22 protein-coding genes are annotated in these 14799 nt (G+C 65.7%); 7 read left to right on the top strand and 15 right to left on the bottom strand.

From position 1 onward, the window contains the following. Positions 1 to 50: 50 nt before the first annotated feature. The 6 genes from JI746_RS22330 to JI746_RS22305 all read right to left on the bottom strand — a co-directional run bounded on the left by JI746_RS22330 (position 51) and on the right by JI746_RS22305 (position 3846). A complete protein-coding gene (locus JI746_RS22330) occupies positions 51 to 842 on the bottom strand; it encodes a Rad52/Rad22 family DNA repair protein (RefSeq protein ID WP_201692494.1) in 792 nt (263 codons plus the stop codon). A 191-nt stretch (positions 843 to 1033) separates the two neighbouring features. Then, positions 1034 to 1306: a hypothetical protein gene (locus tag JI746_RS22325; RefSeq protein ID WP_201692493.1), complete on the bottom strand. Its 273-nt coding sequence runs from the start codon at positions 1304 to 1306 to the stop codon at positions 1034 to 1036. Positions 1307 to 1391: 85 nt separating this feature from the next. Further along, positions 1392 to 2366 carry a 3'-5' exonuclease gene (locus tag JI746_RS22320; RefSeq protein WP_201692492.1) on the bottom strand — a complete coding sequence of 325 codons (975 nt, stop codon included), beginning with the start codon at positions 2364 to 2366 and terminating at the stop codon, positions 1392 to 1394. Positions 2367 to 2536: 170 nt separating this feature from the next. Next, on the bottom strand, positions 2537 to 2881 hold the full coding sequence (locus tag JI746_RS22315) for a hypothetical protein (RefSeq protein ID WP_201692491.1): 345 nt from the start codon (positions 2879 to 2881) through the stop codon (positions 2537 to 2539). A gap of 132 nt (positions 2882 to 3013) precedes the next feature. Beyond that, positions 3014 to 3232, bottom strand: coding sequence for a hypothetical protein (locus tag JI746_RS22310; RefSeq protein ID WP_201692490.1), 219 nt, complete (start codon positions 3230 to 3232; stop codon positions 3014 to 3016). 116 nt (positions 3233 to 3348) lie between these two features. After that, entirely contained in the window at positions 3349 to 3846 is a 498-nt protein-coding gene (locus tag JI746_RS22305; protein ID WP_201692489.1) for a glycine zipper 2TM domain-containing protein, read from the bottom strand. A 148-nt stretch (positions 3847 to 3994) separates the two neighbouring features. On the opposite strand from JI746_RS22305, the gene JI746_RS22300 reads away from it, so the two are divergent. Next, on the top strand, positions 3995 to 4207 hold the full coding sequence (locus JI746_RS22300) for a FitA-like ribbon-helix-helix domain-containing protein (RefSeq protein WP_201692488.1): 213 nt from the start codon (positions 3995 to 3997) through the stop codon (positions 4205 to 4207). Positions 4208 to 4246: 39 nt separating this feature from the next. On the opposite strand, the gene JI746_RS22295 is transcribed toward JI746_RS22300, so the two are convergent. The 5 genes from JI746_RS22295 to JI746_RS22275 form a co-directional block, all read right to left on the bottom strand. Further along, positions 4247 to 4567: a hypothetical protein gene (locus tag JI746_RS22295; protein WP_201692487.1), complete on the bottom strand. Its 321-nt coding sequence runs from the start codon at positions 4565 to 4567 to the stop codon at positions 4247 to 4249. A 116-nt stretch (positions 4568 to 4683) separates the two neighbouring features. Then, positions 4684 to 4872 carry a hypothetical protein gene (locus JI746_RS22290; protein ID WP_201692486.1) on the bottom strand — a complete coding sequence of 63 codons (189 nt, stop codon included), beginning with the start codon at positions 4870 to 4872 and terminating at the stop codon, positions 4684 to 4686. A 21-nt stretch (positions 4873 to 4893) separates the two neighbouring features. After that, positions 4894 to 5256 (bottom strand): hypothetical protein, encoded by a 363-nt coding sequence (locus JI746_RS22285; protein WP_201692485.1) that lies wholly within the window; start codon positions 5254 to 5256, stop codon positions 4894 to 4896. A 234-nt stretch (positions 5257 to 5490) separates the two neighbouring features. Next, the gene (locus tag JI746_RS22280) at positions 5491 to 5643 is read right to left on the bottom strand and encodes a hypothetical protein (protein WP_201692484.1); all 153 of its coding nucleotides are present in this window, start codon (positions 5641 to 5643) and stop codon (positions 5491 to 5493) included. 206 nt (positions 5644 to 5849) lie between these two features. Then, positions 5850 to 6023 carry a hypothetical protein gene (locus JI746_RS22275; protein WP_201692483.1) on the bottom strand — a complete coding sequence of 58 codons (174 nt, stop codon included), beginning with the start codon at positions 6021 to 6023 and terminating at the stop codon, positions 5850 to 5852. Positions 6024 to 6601: 578 nt separating this feature from the next. On the opposite strand from JI746_RS22275, the gene JI746_RS22270 reads away from it, so the two are divergent. Beyond that, complete coding sequence (locus JI746_RS22270) at positions 6602 to 7429, top strand: hypothetical protein (protein WP_201692482.1); 828 nt, start codon at positions 6602 to 6604, stop codon at positions 7427 to 7429. On the opposite strand, the gene JI746_RS22265 is transcribed toward JI746_RS22270, so the two are convergent. Continuing rightward, positions 7426 to 7770 carry a hypothetical protein gene (locus JI746_RS22265; protein ID WP_201692481.1) on the bottom strand — a complete coding sequence of 115 codons (345 nt, stop codon included), beginning with the start codon at positions 7768 to 7770 and terminating at the stop codon, positions 7426 to 7428. The genes JI746_RS22270 and JI746_RS22265 overlap by 4 nt on opposite strands. A gap of 129 nt (positions 7771 to 7899) precedes the next feature. Here JI746_RS22265 and JI746_RS22260 point away from each other — a divergent pair, with 129 nt between their 5' ends. The 4 genes from JI746_RS22260 to JI746_RS22245 all read left to right on the top strand — a co-directional run bounded on the left by JI746_RS22260 (position 7900) and on the right by JI746_RS22245 (position 10321). Continuing rightward, a complete protein-coding gene (locus JI746_RS22260; protein ID WP_201692480.1) occupies positions 7900 to 8484 on the top strand; it encodes a hypothetical protein in 585 nt (194 codons plus the stop codon). Continuing rightward, positions 8477 to 8992 carry a hypothetical protein gene (locus JI746_RS22255; RefSeq protein WP_201692479.1) on the top strand — a complete coding sequence of 172 codons (516 nt, stop codon included), beginning with the start codon at positions 8477 to 8479 and terminating at the stop codon, positions 8990 to 8992. Before JI746_RS22260 ends, JI746_RS22255 begins: the two co-directional genes overlap by 8 nt. A 117-nt stretch (positions 8993 to 9109) precedes the next feature. Beyond that, positions 9110 to 9319: a hypothetical protein gene (locus JI746_RS22250; RefSeq protein WP_201692478.1), complete on the top strand. Its 210-nt coding sequence runs from the start codon at positions 9110 to 9112 to the stop codon at positions 9317 to 9319. Positions 9320 to 9466: 147 nt separating this feature from the next. Then, positions 9467 to 10321 (top strand): PDDEXK family nuclease, encoded by an 855-nt coding sequence (locus JI746_RS22245; RefSeq protein ID WP_201692477.1) that lies wholly within the window; start codon positions 9467 to 9469, stop codon positions 10319 to 10321. A 43-nt stretch (positions 10322 to 10364) separates the two neighbouring features. On the opposite strand, the gene JI746_RS22240 is transcribed toward JI746_RS22245, so the two are convergent. Then, the gene (locus JI746_RS22240) at positions 10365 to 10808 is read right to left on the bottom strand and encodes a hypothetical protein (protein WP_201692476.1); all 444 of its coding nucleotides are present in this window, start codon (positions 10806 to 10808) and stop codon (positions 10365 to 10367) included. Positions 10809 to 10855: 47 nt separating this feature from the next. Next, positions 10856 to 11599 carry a hypothetical protein gene (locus JI746_RS22235; protein WP_201692475.1) on the bottom strand — a complete coding sequence of 248 codons (744 nt, stop codon included), beginning with the start codon at positions 11597 to 11599 and terminating at the stop codon, positions 10856 to 10858. A gap of 111 nt (positions 11600 to 11710) precedes the next feature. Between JI746_RS22235 and JI746_RS22230 the strand changes: the two genes are divergently transcribed. Next, positions 11711 to 12316, top strand: a complete 606-nt coding sequence (locus tag JI746_RS22230) for a hypothetical protein (RefSeq protein ID WP_201692474.1) — start codon at positions 11711 to 11713, stop codon at positions 12314 to 12316. A gap of 64 nt (positions 12317 to 12380) precedes the next feature. On the opposite strand, the gene JI746_RS22225 is transcribed toward JI746_RS22230, so the two are convergent. Continuing rightward, positions 12381 to 14675, bottom strand: a complete 2295-nt coding sequence (locus JI746_RS22225; protein ID WP_201692473.1) for a S8 family peptidase — start codon at positions 14673 to 14675, stop codon at positions 12381 to 12383. Positions 14676 to 14799 lie beyond the last annotated feature (124 nt).

Raw genomic sequence — 14799 nt, 5'->3', positions numbered from 1 at the left:
GCTTCTTCGGGTTCGTCCTCATGCGATTGCGCGCATAACGGGGCACGCCATCAGGCCGGTATGCGCTGGAGCGCATATTTCCGCGCTTCCTCGCCCAGCTTGGCCTTGGCCTTGTCGCCGTTGACGTAGCTGCGCAGCATGTGCGCAGGCGTTCCCTTCTTCAGCCGGTCCAAGAGCTGCGCGAGCAACTCCTTCTCGGCATCCGAGAACTGCTCCGGGATGGCCTGGTCGCCAGAGGCGGCCCGTGTCCCTTGCGCGGCTTGCGGCTGCTGCACCGGAGCCCGCGCGGGCTGCGCGCTCTCGGCCTTGTGTTGCGACGCCGCCGGCGACGGGCTCGCCTTGGCCTGGTTGCCCCGGCGCTCCGTGGCGGGCAGGAACTCGTCACCCAGGTACTTCAGGCCGTCGAAGTTGCGCGGCAGGTACTTCTTGTTCTCGATTTCGACCCACGGCGGGTTGAAGCGATTGAGGTATCTCCCGATGCCCCACATCACCGCCGCGCGCTTGAAGGCGCCGGACAGGCCGCCCTTGACGCTCTCGAACTCGGTGTTGTCGGCGCCGTTTTCCTTGTGCACCCAGCGGCCCCCGACCAGCAGGCCCAAGCGGCAGATGACGCCGCCGGCGGGGCCGGTCCTGTACTCGCACTCCCAGTTGCCCGGGCCCACCACTTCGTCCAGCCGGTCAGCGACCGCGCTGTGCGTCAGGTAGGGCAGGGCCTGGCCCTTGGTCTTGTCGGCGTTGGTGGACCCAACGCGCCATTCAAGGTCTCGCGCGGAGAGTGGTTCGCGCAGCCTTGCCCAGTCGATGCCCGCAGCGGGGCCTGTCCCTTCGTTTCCTTGCGACATGTTCTCTCTTTCCTTTGATTGGTCCTGGAGAACGCGTCTTGCAGACACGCTCACGGCGTATAGCGAAGCCCTCTCGTCGAGGGTGCTACTGCGCTTTCGTTTAGACCGAACCCAGGCTGGAACGTCGCCCTTTTGACGGAAGAAGAAAAGCCCGCGCGAAGGCGGGCGGGGGCGCGGCTTTCCTCGACTCGTCAGGCTCGAACGACTCCCGTGCTGAAGGCGAAGAGCAAGGCGAGCACCGCAACCCAAGCCATGCGGTTGGAGCGTCCGGTCCCCAACGTGTGCACGCCCAGGGACGATGTGCCGATGCACAGCATTGCGAACAGGCAATAGCCGGGCGTCAGCCGGGTATTTGGCGCGGGACCGAGCAGGGCAAGCGCGACGAGCAGCGCTACGACCGGGATTGCGGCGCCCAGAATCAGGTACCGGCAGTCCTTGAGGGTGAGAGATTTGAGGGGCTTCATTTGTGGTCGGCGTCTCCGAGGGGTAGGCAGCCGCGGAATTTGCGACAGCCTTCCACTTAGACCAACAGTGGGCGAGAACGTCGCCTCAGGCCCACTGGCGCTCGCGGTCCCTGTAGCCCCATTCGTCCACCTGGCCGTGCACGCGCACGCGGGTGGTTTCGCGCCGCGCGGAGAACCGGCTCAGGGGCGTTACTTCGTCCTCGGCGTACTGGAACGGACGGTCCCGGTAGACCTCGAGCGACAGCCAGGCGAGCTCCTCTTTGTAGGCAGCACCCACCGGAACGCACTTGCACCAAGCCTTCTCCGCGTTCTCCAGGCCGGTGCTCGGGCCCCAGCGGTAGCCGTGGCGCGCGAGCCTGTCCTTGGCCGCAAACGGGGCGTTCAGCGCCCAGATGCGCCGCTCGTCCTGCCAGCCGGCGTGCACCAGCAGCTCGAATGCGGTCTTGCCGGACGCCGGCAGCGGGCGCGAAAGCGCTTCCAGCATGGCCAGGCAGTCCATCTCCGCGCGGTGGGCCTCGTAGAAGAAGCCCAGTCTGTAGGCCACGTATTCGAGCTTCCCGCTGGCGATTCCTTCGGACTGCCAAGGCACCTGCGCGTAGCTGCAAAGCCAAGGCTTGTCAGCAAAAACCGGCAAGCGGCGCTCGCAGAAGATTCGGTCGAAGCCGGAGTTGTGCGCCACCACGAAGTCGGCAGCGTCCACGAGCTGCTGGATGCGGCGGTCGTCCAGCTCCTGGTCGCGCACCATCGCATCCGTGATGCCGTTGACGGCAGTGGCTTCCGGCGGGATGGGCATGCGCGGGTCTTCCAGCCCGTTGTAGCGGTCGACGACTCGCAGGACGGGCCCGCCCAGCTCGTACTCGAAGAGCACCAGGCCCATTTCGATGATGTGGTCACTGTCTCTGGCCGTGCCGGTGGTCTCGGTGTCCAGCGCCAGGCCGTAACCCGTAAGCTGGATGTCCGCCAGGGCCGCCGCAGCCGGCGTCAGGGTGCCCTCGAACTTCTCCGCCACCTGGTAGCGCCCGGTGGCGCGCAGGTGCTGCACCATTTGCTGTTCGTGCATGCGCTCTATATGGAGCGAGGCGAGCCTCAACGCCTGCACTATAGCACTCCAAGCTATTTAGCTAGCACTTGCGCCGGGGAAAAGAACACGTTCGTGGGACAACGGCAACGAAAAGCCCGCCTTCGCCGGGAAAGCAGGCTTTAGGGTGTCCGGGGCGAGCGGCCAAGGAGTCAGCCGCCGTAGATGGCAGCGAGCTCTGTCACCACAGTGGCGACCAGGATGAAGCCCCACACGGCCGCAACGAGGAAGGTAAGTTGGCGCTCGAACGGCGTCGGCTCGCGCTCACCCGAAAGGAACTGCTTGCCTTCTCGCCAGTACTGCCAGGAGAAGTAGCACGTGATTAGAGCGGTCCCGCAGCTTGATTTCAGGTCCTCGCCGGTACGCACCGACTGCCCGATGAGCAGCAGCGCCAGCGCGAGGCCCATGGGCACGAGGACCCACAAGAGCAGTTTTCCGAGCATGAGCGCCTCGGGGGTGGGCGCGCAGGCGGGAGTGGCAGGGGTTGATTTGGTCATTGGGAGTGTCCGGGGAAGGGTGCGTACTGCGTATAGCGAACCCGCCTGTGAAGAGGTGCTGCGGCCGGCAGGACGGAAGCCGGACCTGCCCGAGCGGGTCGCGTTCATCGGCGGCACCACCCGCCAAGTGCGTTAGGCCTTTGCAGGCCACAGCACGGCCAGCGACACACCGGCGCAGGCGAGGCCCAGCGAAACCAGATGCTTGAGGGCGAAGACGTGCTCCGGGGAGAGGGCAGGAATGTGGCCGAGGGCGGAGACGACCAGGGCGCGCAGCGCCGGCAGGAGCAGGGGTACCAGCAGGGCGATGGCAACAGCGCGAGAGGGAAGAAAGGTGGTGCGGGTGGCGGTCATTCGGAGCTTTTGTTCAAGGGGTGTGTACTACGTATAGCGAACACCCCTCAAAAACGGCGCTCATTTCCCAAGTGCGAAAGCCCGCGCGGAGCGGGTCTTTCAATGGGCACAGCGCCTCAGCGCGCCGGCGTCACGCTCACCGTCACGCGGATGCGGTCGCCCGGGTCGTTGGCCATGACGCTGGAGTACACGCGGCCGGCGTACTCGTACTCCACCAGGTAGCCGTCGATGCGCTGCTCGTAGACGGTTTCCGTGCGGCACTCGCGCGTGGGCACCATCTGCGTGGTGGCGGGCTGCGCGGTGTCGCGGTCGTGGTTGTTGCCAAGCACGGCGCCCAGGCCCGCGCCCACGGCGGTCGCTGCGATGCGGCCGTCGCCCTTGCCGAAGCGGCTGCCGATGACGCCACCGATGACCGTGCCGACCACGGCGCCGGTGTGGCCCTGCGAGGGCGCGACCTGCTGCTGGACCATGCGTTCTTCGCAGACCTGGCGGCTCGCGGGGACTTGTTTGGTCTGCGCGGTGACGCGGCGCACTTGCGCGTAGTCGCTCGATTGGGCAAAGGCGGAAGCGGTGACCAGCGCGAGGACGGCGGCGAAGAGGGCGGTGCGTTTCATTGGGGCTTGTTCTCCGGAAGGGTTTTCGGTTCAGACCCGGCGATGCCGCCGGTGTTGTTCTTCGTATAGCGACAAGGGCGCGCACAGGGTGCTGGCCGCGGGTGCTGCGGCACTACACTGGCTGCTCGTTCGTCTCTACGAGGCCGCCGTGACCAAGACGCTTGTTGTGCGCAACGTGGACCGCGAGGTCGTTCGCGCCTTGCGAGAGGCCGCGGCACGCCACGGGCACAGCGTCGAGGACGAGCACCGCGACATCCTGCGTCAGGCACTCATGCGGCCGCCGCGCCGTGCGCTGGCCGAGGTGTTGGCCGAGATGCCCAACGTAGGGGTGGACGAAGACTTTGCGCGCGCCAGAAGCTGAAAGGCCAGCGGCAAGCGGTGGCCCCTCGGTGCTGCTTCCTTAGGCGGCAGCGGCCTCGGCTTCGCTGTTGAAGGGACCCAGCGGGCCGCGCAGGATGCGGTGCTTGTGGCCATAGTCGATGCGGCCCCACTTGCCGGCGTGCGGGTGCGCGCCCTGGAACTGGAAGATGCTCGTGCGAGGCTGCTCCAGGCGCTCGGTACGCTCGGTCTGCGCGAGCCAGTTGTCGAACGTGTTGCCCACAACCATCTGGCGGCGCATGGCGGCCATCCAGCGCTCGTATTCCGGATAGCGCGGGTGATTGCGGTCAGTTTCGCGCGGGGACGGTTGCACAGGGGCTTCGCAGGCGGGGGACATGTTCATTGGGCGCTCCGTTTTCTCTTCTGTATGCCCTGTATAGGTAACGACGCCCACAGGCGGTGCTGCCTGCGACATGCAAGCATCAACGCCGCGACTGAAGGGGCCGCGCGCGCGGGCGGCTACTTCTTCTTCAGGGGCCGCAGCCGGGCCTGCAGCTGTGCAACCCACTTCTCGACGGGGGCGCCGGCGAGCGCCTGCTGGAAGACGTGCGGCGGCAGTTCGCTGAACAGAACGAAGTCTCTGCCCTGCAGGACGTAGTAACAGTGCTCGGGTGGCGGAGCGTATCGGAGCGCAGGCGATGCATGCATTCGGCAGCTCTCGTGGCGTTGCTACGCGACCCAGCCGCAAAAGGCTCCAACCGACAGACTCGCCATGAGCCCAGCCAAGGCCGCGCCGACCACGGCACATCGGGCGTCACCGTCCTTGCGGCATCCCCATGCTTGGTGGGCCACATACACCGACAGTACGGCGGCGAAAGCGCCGAAGTTCCAGGCAGCAGGCACCGACGCCCACAGGTCGTAGAGCACCCTGGCGACGAACGGCATTGCAGCGCCGCCAGCCATTGCGAGCAGCCAGACGGCGAGCGCCGGACGTGCGCCGCTGCGCTGCTCGGCGTCGACAGTGCGGCGAGCCTTCCACTGCCGTTCAAGGGAAGTCTCGCCAGTGGCGTCACATTCACGCAGCTGCGACATCGGGGGTCTCCGGTTCGTTGTTCATTCCCTGTGTAGCGACCAGGCAAGTCGGACGGTGCTACGCCCGCGTGCGACTGAGCGCGTTGCGAGGGCTGGGGGCAGGCTGTTGGCGGGGCTTTCGCCCGCAGGGGACCGCCAGCAGCAGAGACAGGTGGCGCGCCCTGGATGGTGGCGCTGCTCGGATTGCGCGAAAAGGAAAACTCCAGCGCGAGGGCTGGAGTCGAATGAGGTGAATTACTTCTTGTCGTTGTCCTGCTTGCGCTTGACCGTCGAAGCCATCGTGAAGCGGCGGCCGGCGGTTTCCCTGCGGTTCAGCACCATCTGGGTCACGCCATAGGCGGCGGCCAGCGGAAGGATGAGAACTGCGACGTGCTGGATGAAAGCCATTTGAAATCTCCTAGGGGATTGAAAGGCTTCTGCGGGGCGTCCCTCGCAGAAGTTGGTTGCGAGGAACAGAGCGTTCTCTGTGTCCTACTTGGTATAGCGAATGCCCTCTCCAAACGGTGCTAAGCCCGGCACGCTATCCAGCGGCGGCGTGCGGCGGCGAAAGACAAAACTCCAGCGCGAGGGCTGGAGCTTCGAATCAGGAAGAATCACTTCTTCTTGGTGTCCTGCTTGCGCTTGACGGTGGAAGCCATCGTGAAGCGACGGGCGACGTTGTTCGCCTTGTTCTTGCCGGTGAGCAGGTCGAGCAGCTTGTTCGAGAGACCCGAAGCAACCGCCATCACCAGAGCAAGAACGATGAGCCACGCAATGTTTTGAGCCATTTGAAATCTCCTAGGAGTTGAAAAGGCTTCTGCGGGGCGTCCCCTGCAGAAGTTTGCAGGGACATTCGATTTTCTGTCCTTGTAAACCGTATAGCGAACGGCCTTTCAAAAAGGTGCTGGTTCCGGGTTCCCAGCGCCCACAGCCGGCGCGTGCCGGCTTCCTTGCCCCGTTCGACTGCGTGTTTCGGGGAATAGGAGAAGGCCCGCACGCGGCGGGCCCCTCGACATGTCCTCGCACCCTCACAAGAGGGCCGGTTCCCGTTTCCTGTGTTGCCCGGAAAGGAGTCATCCAGGACTTCGCCCGTTATTCCCGGTGCCCTGGTGCTCCCGCGTTTCGCAGCGGACTGCCAGCCGGACGGCCCCACGGTGCGCTGGGGTTCCCAACAACGAAGCCAACAACACGCGCGCCGTTCAGACAGCTCGGCGCGTATCCCGTGCTTCTTCGTATAGCGAGTGCCGCGCGAAAACGGTGCTGCTTCCTTTGCATTGGGCGCAACGCATACTTTTGGCCGTCTGTTGCAAAACCTAACGCGTTTATCGGATTTTGGTCTAAGCGGGATAGCTACTGGGCCCGCGCCATGCATCCGTCCACCCTCACGCGTCTCATTCGTGCAGTACCACGTTCTCTGTCCGACAACGACGAGAGCCGCGCATTGCGCGCGGCCTGGGGGCTATCTGTGTGCCTGTCCACCGAAGCACGGGTTGCGCTGCACAGCGCCTGCCTTGCCAGCGAGCGCCTGGTCCTGGACGTGCCGACCAACGTCTTGCGCTCCTTCGGTGGGGCGGTTTTCGACCAGGTGAACAAGGAAGAGCGCCTTGCGCGCGTGACGCTCACGCACGGCGAGAAGCTCACCATCATGGGTTTCACCTGCCAGGCGGACGCGGACACGCAGCTGACCGCCTACGTGGTTGGCGACGACGTGGCCGAGTTCGTGGATGCCGCTTCGCTCGACTCGGAAGTGGTAAAGCAGGCCACGGAAGCCCGCGCCCAGCGCCTGCAAGAGCACGAGCAGGGCACGACCGCCCTGGTCAACGAATTTGCTGCCAAGCGCGAATTCAGCGTGGAGACCTTCCACACGCGCAAGGACTTCAGCCTGGAGTTGCACTTCCGGCTTTCGCGCGAGCTGCAGTCCGGCCAGCACAAGACCGGCGACCGCAAGCTGCCCCTGCAGGTGCAGGCGCACCTCGTGCAGCCCACGCCCGACTCTGCGTGGCACTGTCTGTTTACCGCCCAGCAGGACCGCTTTGGCGCGACCAAGGTGGTCATGCGAGACGAGGTGGAGCACGAACGCACTGCCATCGGCGCGCTCAATCGGCTCTTCCGCTTCGTCGAAGCATTGGCGGACCCGCAGCTGCAAAAACGAACCGCGAGCACCAGGCCCGCGGCTTTGGAATCACGCCTTTAAGAGGCTTCTTTCTTGTAGCGGCGCAGCGTCTGCGCCATGCGCTGCCGCTCGGCTTCCGTGCGCGGATAGAACCGCGTGGCCTCGCCCATGCCCTTGCGCGAGAGCGTCAGGCGCAACGGCGAGCGAATCGCATCCAGCATGCCACCGGCGAAGACGGCGAGCACGGTGCGCAGCGTCAGCTCCTCGCCCGTGATGCCCATCGCGGCGTCCATGCGCGCGCTGACCGCGGCCAGCCCCCGGATGACGATGTGGGCAACGATGACGAACAGGATGAACTTGATGACCAGCATGAGAAAACTCCAATCAGGAAACTGAGATTTCTCGGCGGGGGTGACCCTCACCGAGCGTGAGGGCAGTTTTTGCTGTCCTGAACCGTATAGCGACCAGGCGCTGGGAAGGGCGCTGGCAGCGGCGACAAGCACCGCGCAGGGTGGTCTATAGCTAGACGTACCACACGCCCACTGTCCCTGATGTTCACCGCCTTCGTCCTCACCTTCTGCGTCAGCGCCGCCTCAGCGGCAGCCTTGCTGGCTCGCGGCCACTTCGCGCGCAAAGCGCGCAGGGCACGCCGCCAATGCCGGGCCTTGCCCGCCAACCCAGCCCCCGCCTACGCGGACGGCCATAGCCCGCTGCACGAGGACTTGCGCGCCTTGACGCGAGAGCTTCAAGCGCACGCCGGGCACCTCGCGGCGACTGAGCGCGCCTGGAAACAAGTGCGTGCCGCTAGGTCCGAACAAGAACGCGACGCACGCCTGGCCGAGTTCGACAAGGCCCTCAAGGCCGCGCCCTTTGTAGCCTGCCGGGGTGACATCGACTTTCAGCTTCGAGGCGCGCGGATGGAGCTTGCCGCCAGACAACAAGGGGTGAACCTGGACAAGGCCAGCCCGCAGCAGCTGCAGGAGATGTTTTCCGGCGTGTCCGACTACGAGCTCGCGTGCTGCGTCAGCGCTCGACGCGCTGATAGCGCGGTAATGGAAGACGTCGCAGGGCTATGCGTGGCGCGCAATCGCGCGCAGCTGCTCCGCGCCCAGCTCACGGCAGCCGCGAATGCCTGACGCCAAAACGATGCCCGCCAAATCCACCGCGGCCAAGCCGCGCACGCGCGCCAAGAAGGCGCCTGTGGTCGCTACGCAGTGCTACCAACCGGCAGCGCCTGTTGACCGAAACGAAGCGCTGATTCGCAAGCTCTTCGAGGAGTTCTTCGGCGCCGCATTCCCGCGGCAAGGCCCCACATGGCTGCGCAGCAGAGAAGGGCTGCAGCTGGAGCTCACCGGCTACGAGGAACTCCTGAGCGTGGCGTTTCAATACTGGGACGAAGTGCCCGGCGAGCACGACGAGCTGCGGCGCGAGCTCTGCGCCCAGGCCGGCGTCGCGCTCATCGAGGTGCCCCACGGCAATGCCGACGACGCTGAGGACAGGCAGACCCTGCGCACTTTCGTGCGCGCGCGGCTGCAACGCCACTTCGGTGACGCACAGGCGCAGCAGGGGCTCACTGTTCGCTTCGCATCGGCGCTGCTGCTGAAGATGGCGTCCTGCCCGATTGCGCGCTTCGCGCTGGGCTGAGCGCTCGGACGGGAGCACCGCTGCGACACCTCGGTCGCTACACATAGCTGGAAGACGCATCTTCCGGGCGCGTCATCGCGCCTCGCAGGACATCTCCCGCCACCTTCTAGGACCTCTATGCACTTCACCTTCGCAAACGTGTTCGGCCTCGTGCTGTTGCTCCTTGCGAGCTTCGGCTTCGCCAAGCTGGTCGCCGTCGGCCTGGCCAGGCACTACGGAGTCGACCTGAAGCAGCGGCAGCTGCGGCAGCTGCGACAGCTTCGCCGTGAGCAATGGGCCACCAGCCAACGGCGCGTCGGCTTTGCGCAGACGTTGCACCGGCACTGAAGCACGCCAGGAACATCGCCTGATTTCCAGACCCGCCTGCGCGCGGGTCTGTTTGTTTCAGCAGGCGCTCGGGCCGAGACGCGTCATTCCAGCACCTATTTCAGGGGCCGGTCGCTACACGAAGGAGAAGCAGTCCTTCGAGCGCACATGCCCAATCGACACGACCTAACAACGGTTCAAGCCCGCGCTGCCAAGCACGGTGGCGAGGTTCTCTCCGGAACCTATCTCGGCTCCACGGTGAAGCACACCTTCCGCTGCAAGGAAGGCCATGTCTTCCAGCTCATTCCCCGCGAACTGCCCAAGAGGTTCTGCGCCGCCTGCGGAAAGAAGCGCGGCGGGACGGTGCGCAACAAGTACTCCCTCGAAGACATCCAGGCGCTAGCTGCCGCCAAGGGCGGGCGCCTTCTCAGCACGTCGCGCGGCGAGGGGCGGACCAATCTCGAATGGATGTGCGAGCACGGCCACACCTGGCTGGCCACACGCGCCGACGTGCAGGACAAGGGCAACTGGTGCCCGCACTGCCCGCGCAAGAGCGAGACCCTCGTGCGCAAGACCTTCGAGGGGTTCTTTGGCGCGACCTTCGACAAGTGCCGCCCGCAGTGGTTGCGCGGTGGCAAGGGCTACCCCCTGGAGCTCGATGGCTTCAACCCGTACCTGGCCATCGCCTTCGAATACCAAGGCCCGCAGCACTACCGGCCCGTCGACATTTGGGGCGGCGAGGCCAAGCTGCAGGTGCAGCAAGAACGGGACGCCCTCAAACGCGCGCAATGCGAGCAGGCTGGCGTGGAACTCATCGAAATCCCCTGCCTCAGCAACGTCCGCCGGGTGCACGACCCGCGCGCAATCGAGAAGCTGCGCACTTCGGTGCTGCGCCGCCTCAATGCGCGCTATGGCACCTGCCGCGCGCGCACGCAGCTGCAGTGCAGGCTGCTCGGGGGGATGCTTGTGCGCCTGTTCGCGTCTCCGGCTACCCGGGGTGTCCTGTCCGCCGAAACTCACTAGCCCACAAGGGCGGGACGAACGCGCCGCCAGGGGCCTGCAGGCTTCACTCCAGCACCGGCAGCGACGCTAAGGCGATGGCGCGAAGTCCAAGCTCCGTCAGCGGGTCACGGTGCAGCGCGATGAACTCGAAAAGCTCATCGGAAAGCACGCTCTCGTCTTCGGTGTCCATGTATTCAAGGTAAGCGGCGCCAAGGTCTGGCCGCTCCTTGAAGAACGCGGCGACCCTGCTGCGCACCAGCTCCGGCTCGGTGCCGTATTCGCCGGTTCCGGTGAACCGCTCCAGTTCCTGCTCAGACGCGAGATAGAAGCGCTCGGCAAAGCCCATGTTGACCGCCAGCTCCCGCACCCACTCCCGGAAGAAGTCGCTGGGCAGATAGACCTGCTTGATGTACTTCGTCAGGGCCTCTTCTGGCGAGGAAGCCCGCACGACGTACGTCTCTTCCGGGCGCGCGGGCTCGTCCGTGCTGACAACGAGATAGTCTTGCATGAAGGCTCGATTTTGCGCTCTCCGCGGAGAGCCAGAAGATGCGTGCCTCAGACCTCGAGGTACCAGGCCTTGCTCGATTTGCGCGGGTCGAAGTCGGCGGCAGCCGCGAAGGACAGCGGGTCTTCGAGATACTTGGCCACCGCGCGCGTGAGCCGCACGAAGTAGTCCCCACCGCCGGCGGCCACTTCGCTGCGCGCAATCGGCATCAGCGCCGCGACCTTTTCCATGAAGTCCGAGGAGTGCTGCACGATGGTCCACGCCTGCGTGATGTCGAAGAGCTCGTCCCTGAGGGCGTGTTCCAGCATAGCCTTGGTCTGCCCCAGGCTCACCGGGTTCTTCGTCACGTTCATCGCCAGGGCCTGAACGTAGGCGAAGGTGACGTCCGAGACCTCGATGACGTCCCAGGCCGCAGCCAATTGCGCAACCTGCGGGGCCAGCAGGCTTTCCACCTTTTCGGCGACGGCCTTGAAGTCGTCCACCTTCGCCGTCTGCGCCTCATGGATGGCGGCAATGGCACTGCCGTACTGCTCGTGCAGCTTGGGCTCGTTGAAGCTCGCGTCCTTGGCAGCAAGTTCTCTGCGAACTGCCGTCACGAGCTCCGGCTGGTCCAGGATTTCCAGGGCCGAGCCTACCGGGACGCCATCCCCTGCCGCGGAATGCACCGCCTGCTGCATGGTCGTCTTGGCGAAGATACGGAGCATCGCCTTTCCAACAACCCACACCACCCAGGCGACAAACGCCATGCCAATTAGTTCGAACAAACCCGCCCCTTCGTTGTACTTCGGCTTCAATTGTATGCAGGGCGAATAAGCAATCCTCGGTCGCGCCAAAGGCGCGGCTCTACACTTTCAGTTCTGCACGGAGAGGGGAAGTGGATGTACAGAAGATTTTTAGCAGGCGCAATGCTGACACTCGCTGCGGTTCCCGCGTTGGCGCAGGGCAGCGGCCTAGGCGAAATCGTCAAGCAGCAGCGCGCGGCCGAAGCTCGCCAAGCCTCGGCGCAGGACGCCGAGCGCCAGTCGAACGCGCTGCAGGCTCGCGGTCGCGCGGTCACCGCGGACCTGTTCCGCGAGTTCTACGGCAAGCTCAAGGCTGCAGGCGTGAAGTTCGAGCAGATTCAGCCCGGAGCTACCCGCTCTGCGGACGGGCTGGCTTCCAGCAGGGTCGACAGCATCGCGCCCGGCGGCGAGTTCGCCATCGTCACGAACTGCGTTCTGATTTCCTGCGAGCCGCGGCCTCAGGTGAACCTGGTGGGCTACGGCGTAACGGAGCTGTCCGTCTACTACGACGGTGCGGCAGCGTACGAAGTGGGCAGCTGCGGGGGCGGCACCATCAACTTGGACTGCACGTGCCGGCTGGCTGCCTTCAGTGGTTTTTTCCGCATGCCCTGCCGCGAACTCCTGGGCCCCAACTCCCCCAGCAAGGCGTCGCGCGAGAAGGTGATGGTGTGGCTCGAGGCCTCGCTGAAATCAAGCATGCAGGAGCGGGAGCGCTTCCGCAGCAGGTGAGATTGCAGGCCTGACCGGACGAGAGAAAGCCCCTCAGCGAGGGGCTTTTCGTTGCGGCGGCTGCTTAGAACTGCAGCGTGTAGCGCACCGCCACCATCGCATCGCGCTGGCCGGCCACGCCGCCTGCGTTGTGGCGCAGGGTCACGGTGGTGGCCACGTTGCTGGCTGCGCTCAGGGGCATGCTGTAGTTCGTCTCGAACGACAGCTCACGCGCACCGGCGGCCAGGTTCACGCTGCGGGCTTCGCGCAGCAGGTTGCCTTCGGAGTCCATGCCGCTGGGCATGTTCAGGTGCATCGTGCCCGAGGTCGTCTTCAGCGGGCTGGAGAAGCCCACGGTCAGGCGGTCGTTGGAGCGGAACGCATCCGCTGCGACCAGGCCGAAGCCGAAGGCGCGGCTCTTGGTGGCGGTCACGCCGGTCACCAGCGAGTTGCCCACGTTCGACACCGCGGCGGTCGAGCCCTGCGAGAAGTAGCCGGCCACCGCCAAGCCTTCCGCCAGCTTGTGCGCAGCGCTCACGGTCGTGACGCTCGTGCGCGCCGGGCCGCCGATTGCGAAGGCGGAGCCGAGCTGCGTGCCCAGGAACGCGTTCTTCTCGTTGACGTTGCCGAACGCCACGCCCACCACGCTGGTGCCGCCGAAGGACTTCGACAGCTCCACGTTGCTGAAGTTGCTGCGCACGGCCTGGATGTCGCCGAAGGCCAGCTGGTTGGCTTCACCGGAGCTCGCCAGGCCCACCTTCACCTTCAGGCCGGAGTCGAAGCTCTTCGCGAAGCCCACGCTGTTGGCAGAGGGCACCAGCGCGAAGTAGGCGTCCGAGGTCGCGTTGGCGCTGAAGGCCGGAGCACCCTTGAGGTCCGTGCCTGCCAGGCCGAAGAACACGTTTCCGCCGCCCGAAGAGGCCGCGAACTCGGTTCCGTTGGCGAACTTCTTGACCATCGCGCCGCCGGCGAAGCCGGTCGCGCCGCTCACCTGGCCGAAGGCCTTGCCACTTTCGTAGGCGGCCAGCTGGAAGCGCGAGCCTTGGCTGTCCAGGGCGCGCGAGCCCAGGCCGGTGAGGCGGTCCACCGCGTCGAACGCGTTGGCGAGCTTCATCGGCTGCATGCCGGGCATCTGCGAACCCGGGTCCACGTCGAAGTCACGGCCGAAGCTGTCCACCGCGGACATCTTGAAGGTGCCACCGGACGCCGCGAGCTTCAGCGGGGCGGTCAGGGCGCCGGTGCCGGTGCCGAGCGTCACGCCGTTGGAGCCGATGCTGGTGCCACCCACCGTGACGGCGCTGAGGCCACCCACCGGCTGCAGCGACTTGTCGATGTTGATGAGGCCCCAGCCGAACTTGTCGTCCGGCACCTTGTCCGTCGCCTTGCCCATGCGGGTGGCGGTGGAGTAGATGATGCCGGAGATGTCCTTGGCCTTCAGGTACTGCCACTTGCTCTTGATGAGCGCTGCCTGGCCAGCAACCATCGGAGCGGCCATCGAGGTGCCGCTGTAGTAGGCGCCCGCGCTGGTGGACGCGATGCCCGCGGCCAGGACGGTCTCGCCGGGGGCGACCACGCAGTTGTACTTGGCCGTGCCGCACCAGTTGCTGAAGGACGCCAGGTCCGTCCCCGCGTAGTTCAGCGCGCCCACCACGATGACCTGGTTGTTGGCCCAGCTCTGGTTGGCCGCCTTGGCGAAGACGTTCGCATCCTTCAGCGAGTCGTTGCCCGCGGAGATGGTGAACAGCGCCCCGGCCTTCACGCCGCGCTGGACGGCGGAGTAGTCCCAGCTCGTCACACCCTTGTTGGCGCCGATGGACATGTTGATGATGGGCGCACCCGTCTTCACCGTCCAGTCGATGCCGCTGTTGATGACAGCGTTGGTCGCGCCGCCCGTGTCGAACACGCGCGCGATGGCCAGCTTCGCACCAGGGGCCACGCCTTGGTACGTCGCTCCGTTGGCCAGCGTGCCGGCAATGGTGCTTGCCACGTGCGTGCCATGGCCCTGCTTGTCCGTCACCGTGCTCGTGCGGGTGTACGTGTCGTAGCTCATGGCCACCTGCCCCTTGAGCATCAGGTGGTCGGCCTTGACGCCAGAGTCCACGACGCCCACGAGCACGCCGGTGCCGTCGGCCTTGCCCAGCGCAGACGCATAGGGCAGGTTGATGCGATTGAGCCAGGGCTGACTCTGGCGCGCGTTGAACTCCGCGCGCGTTGCTCCCACGGGCAGCGGCGGCGGGGGCGGCGGCGTGGTCGTGGTCGGACGCGTCGGCGCGGTTGCGGCCGCGGACGCGTCGTCCTCGGACAGCTGCTGTTCGTCAGCAGGCTGCGCCGCGGCGGCTGCCGAAGCCAGCGCCAGGGTGGCCGCGATGGCCAGCGACATCTTGCTCAGACGGCAAGACGGGGTGCGGTTTGAGCGCATGGTTGCCTTTCATGAAGGGGGTACCTTCAACAGACAGCCAAGTGCTATGTTTATTCACTATACGAGAGCTTTCGCGAGCGCCTTA

The sequence above is a fragment of the Ramlibacter alkalitolerans genome (genome assembly GCF_016722765.1).
GTDB classification, from domain to species: domain Bacteria; phylum Pseudomonadota; class Gammaproteobacteria; order Burkholderiales; family Burkholderiaceae_C; genus Ramlibacter; species Ramlibacter alkalitolerans.
The sequence above is the reverse complement of the archived record's forward strand: the minus strand, read 5'-3'. Positions and strand labels throughout refer to the sequence as shown.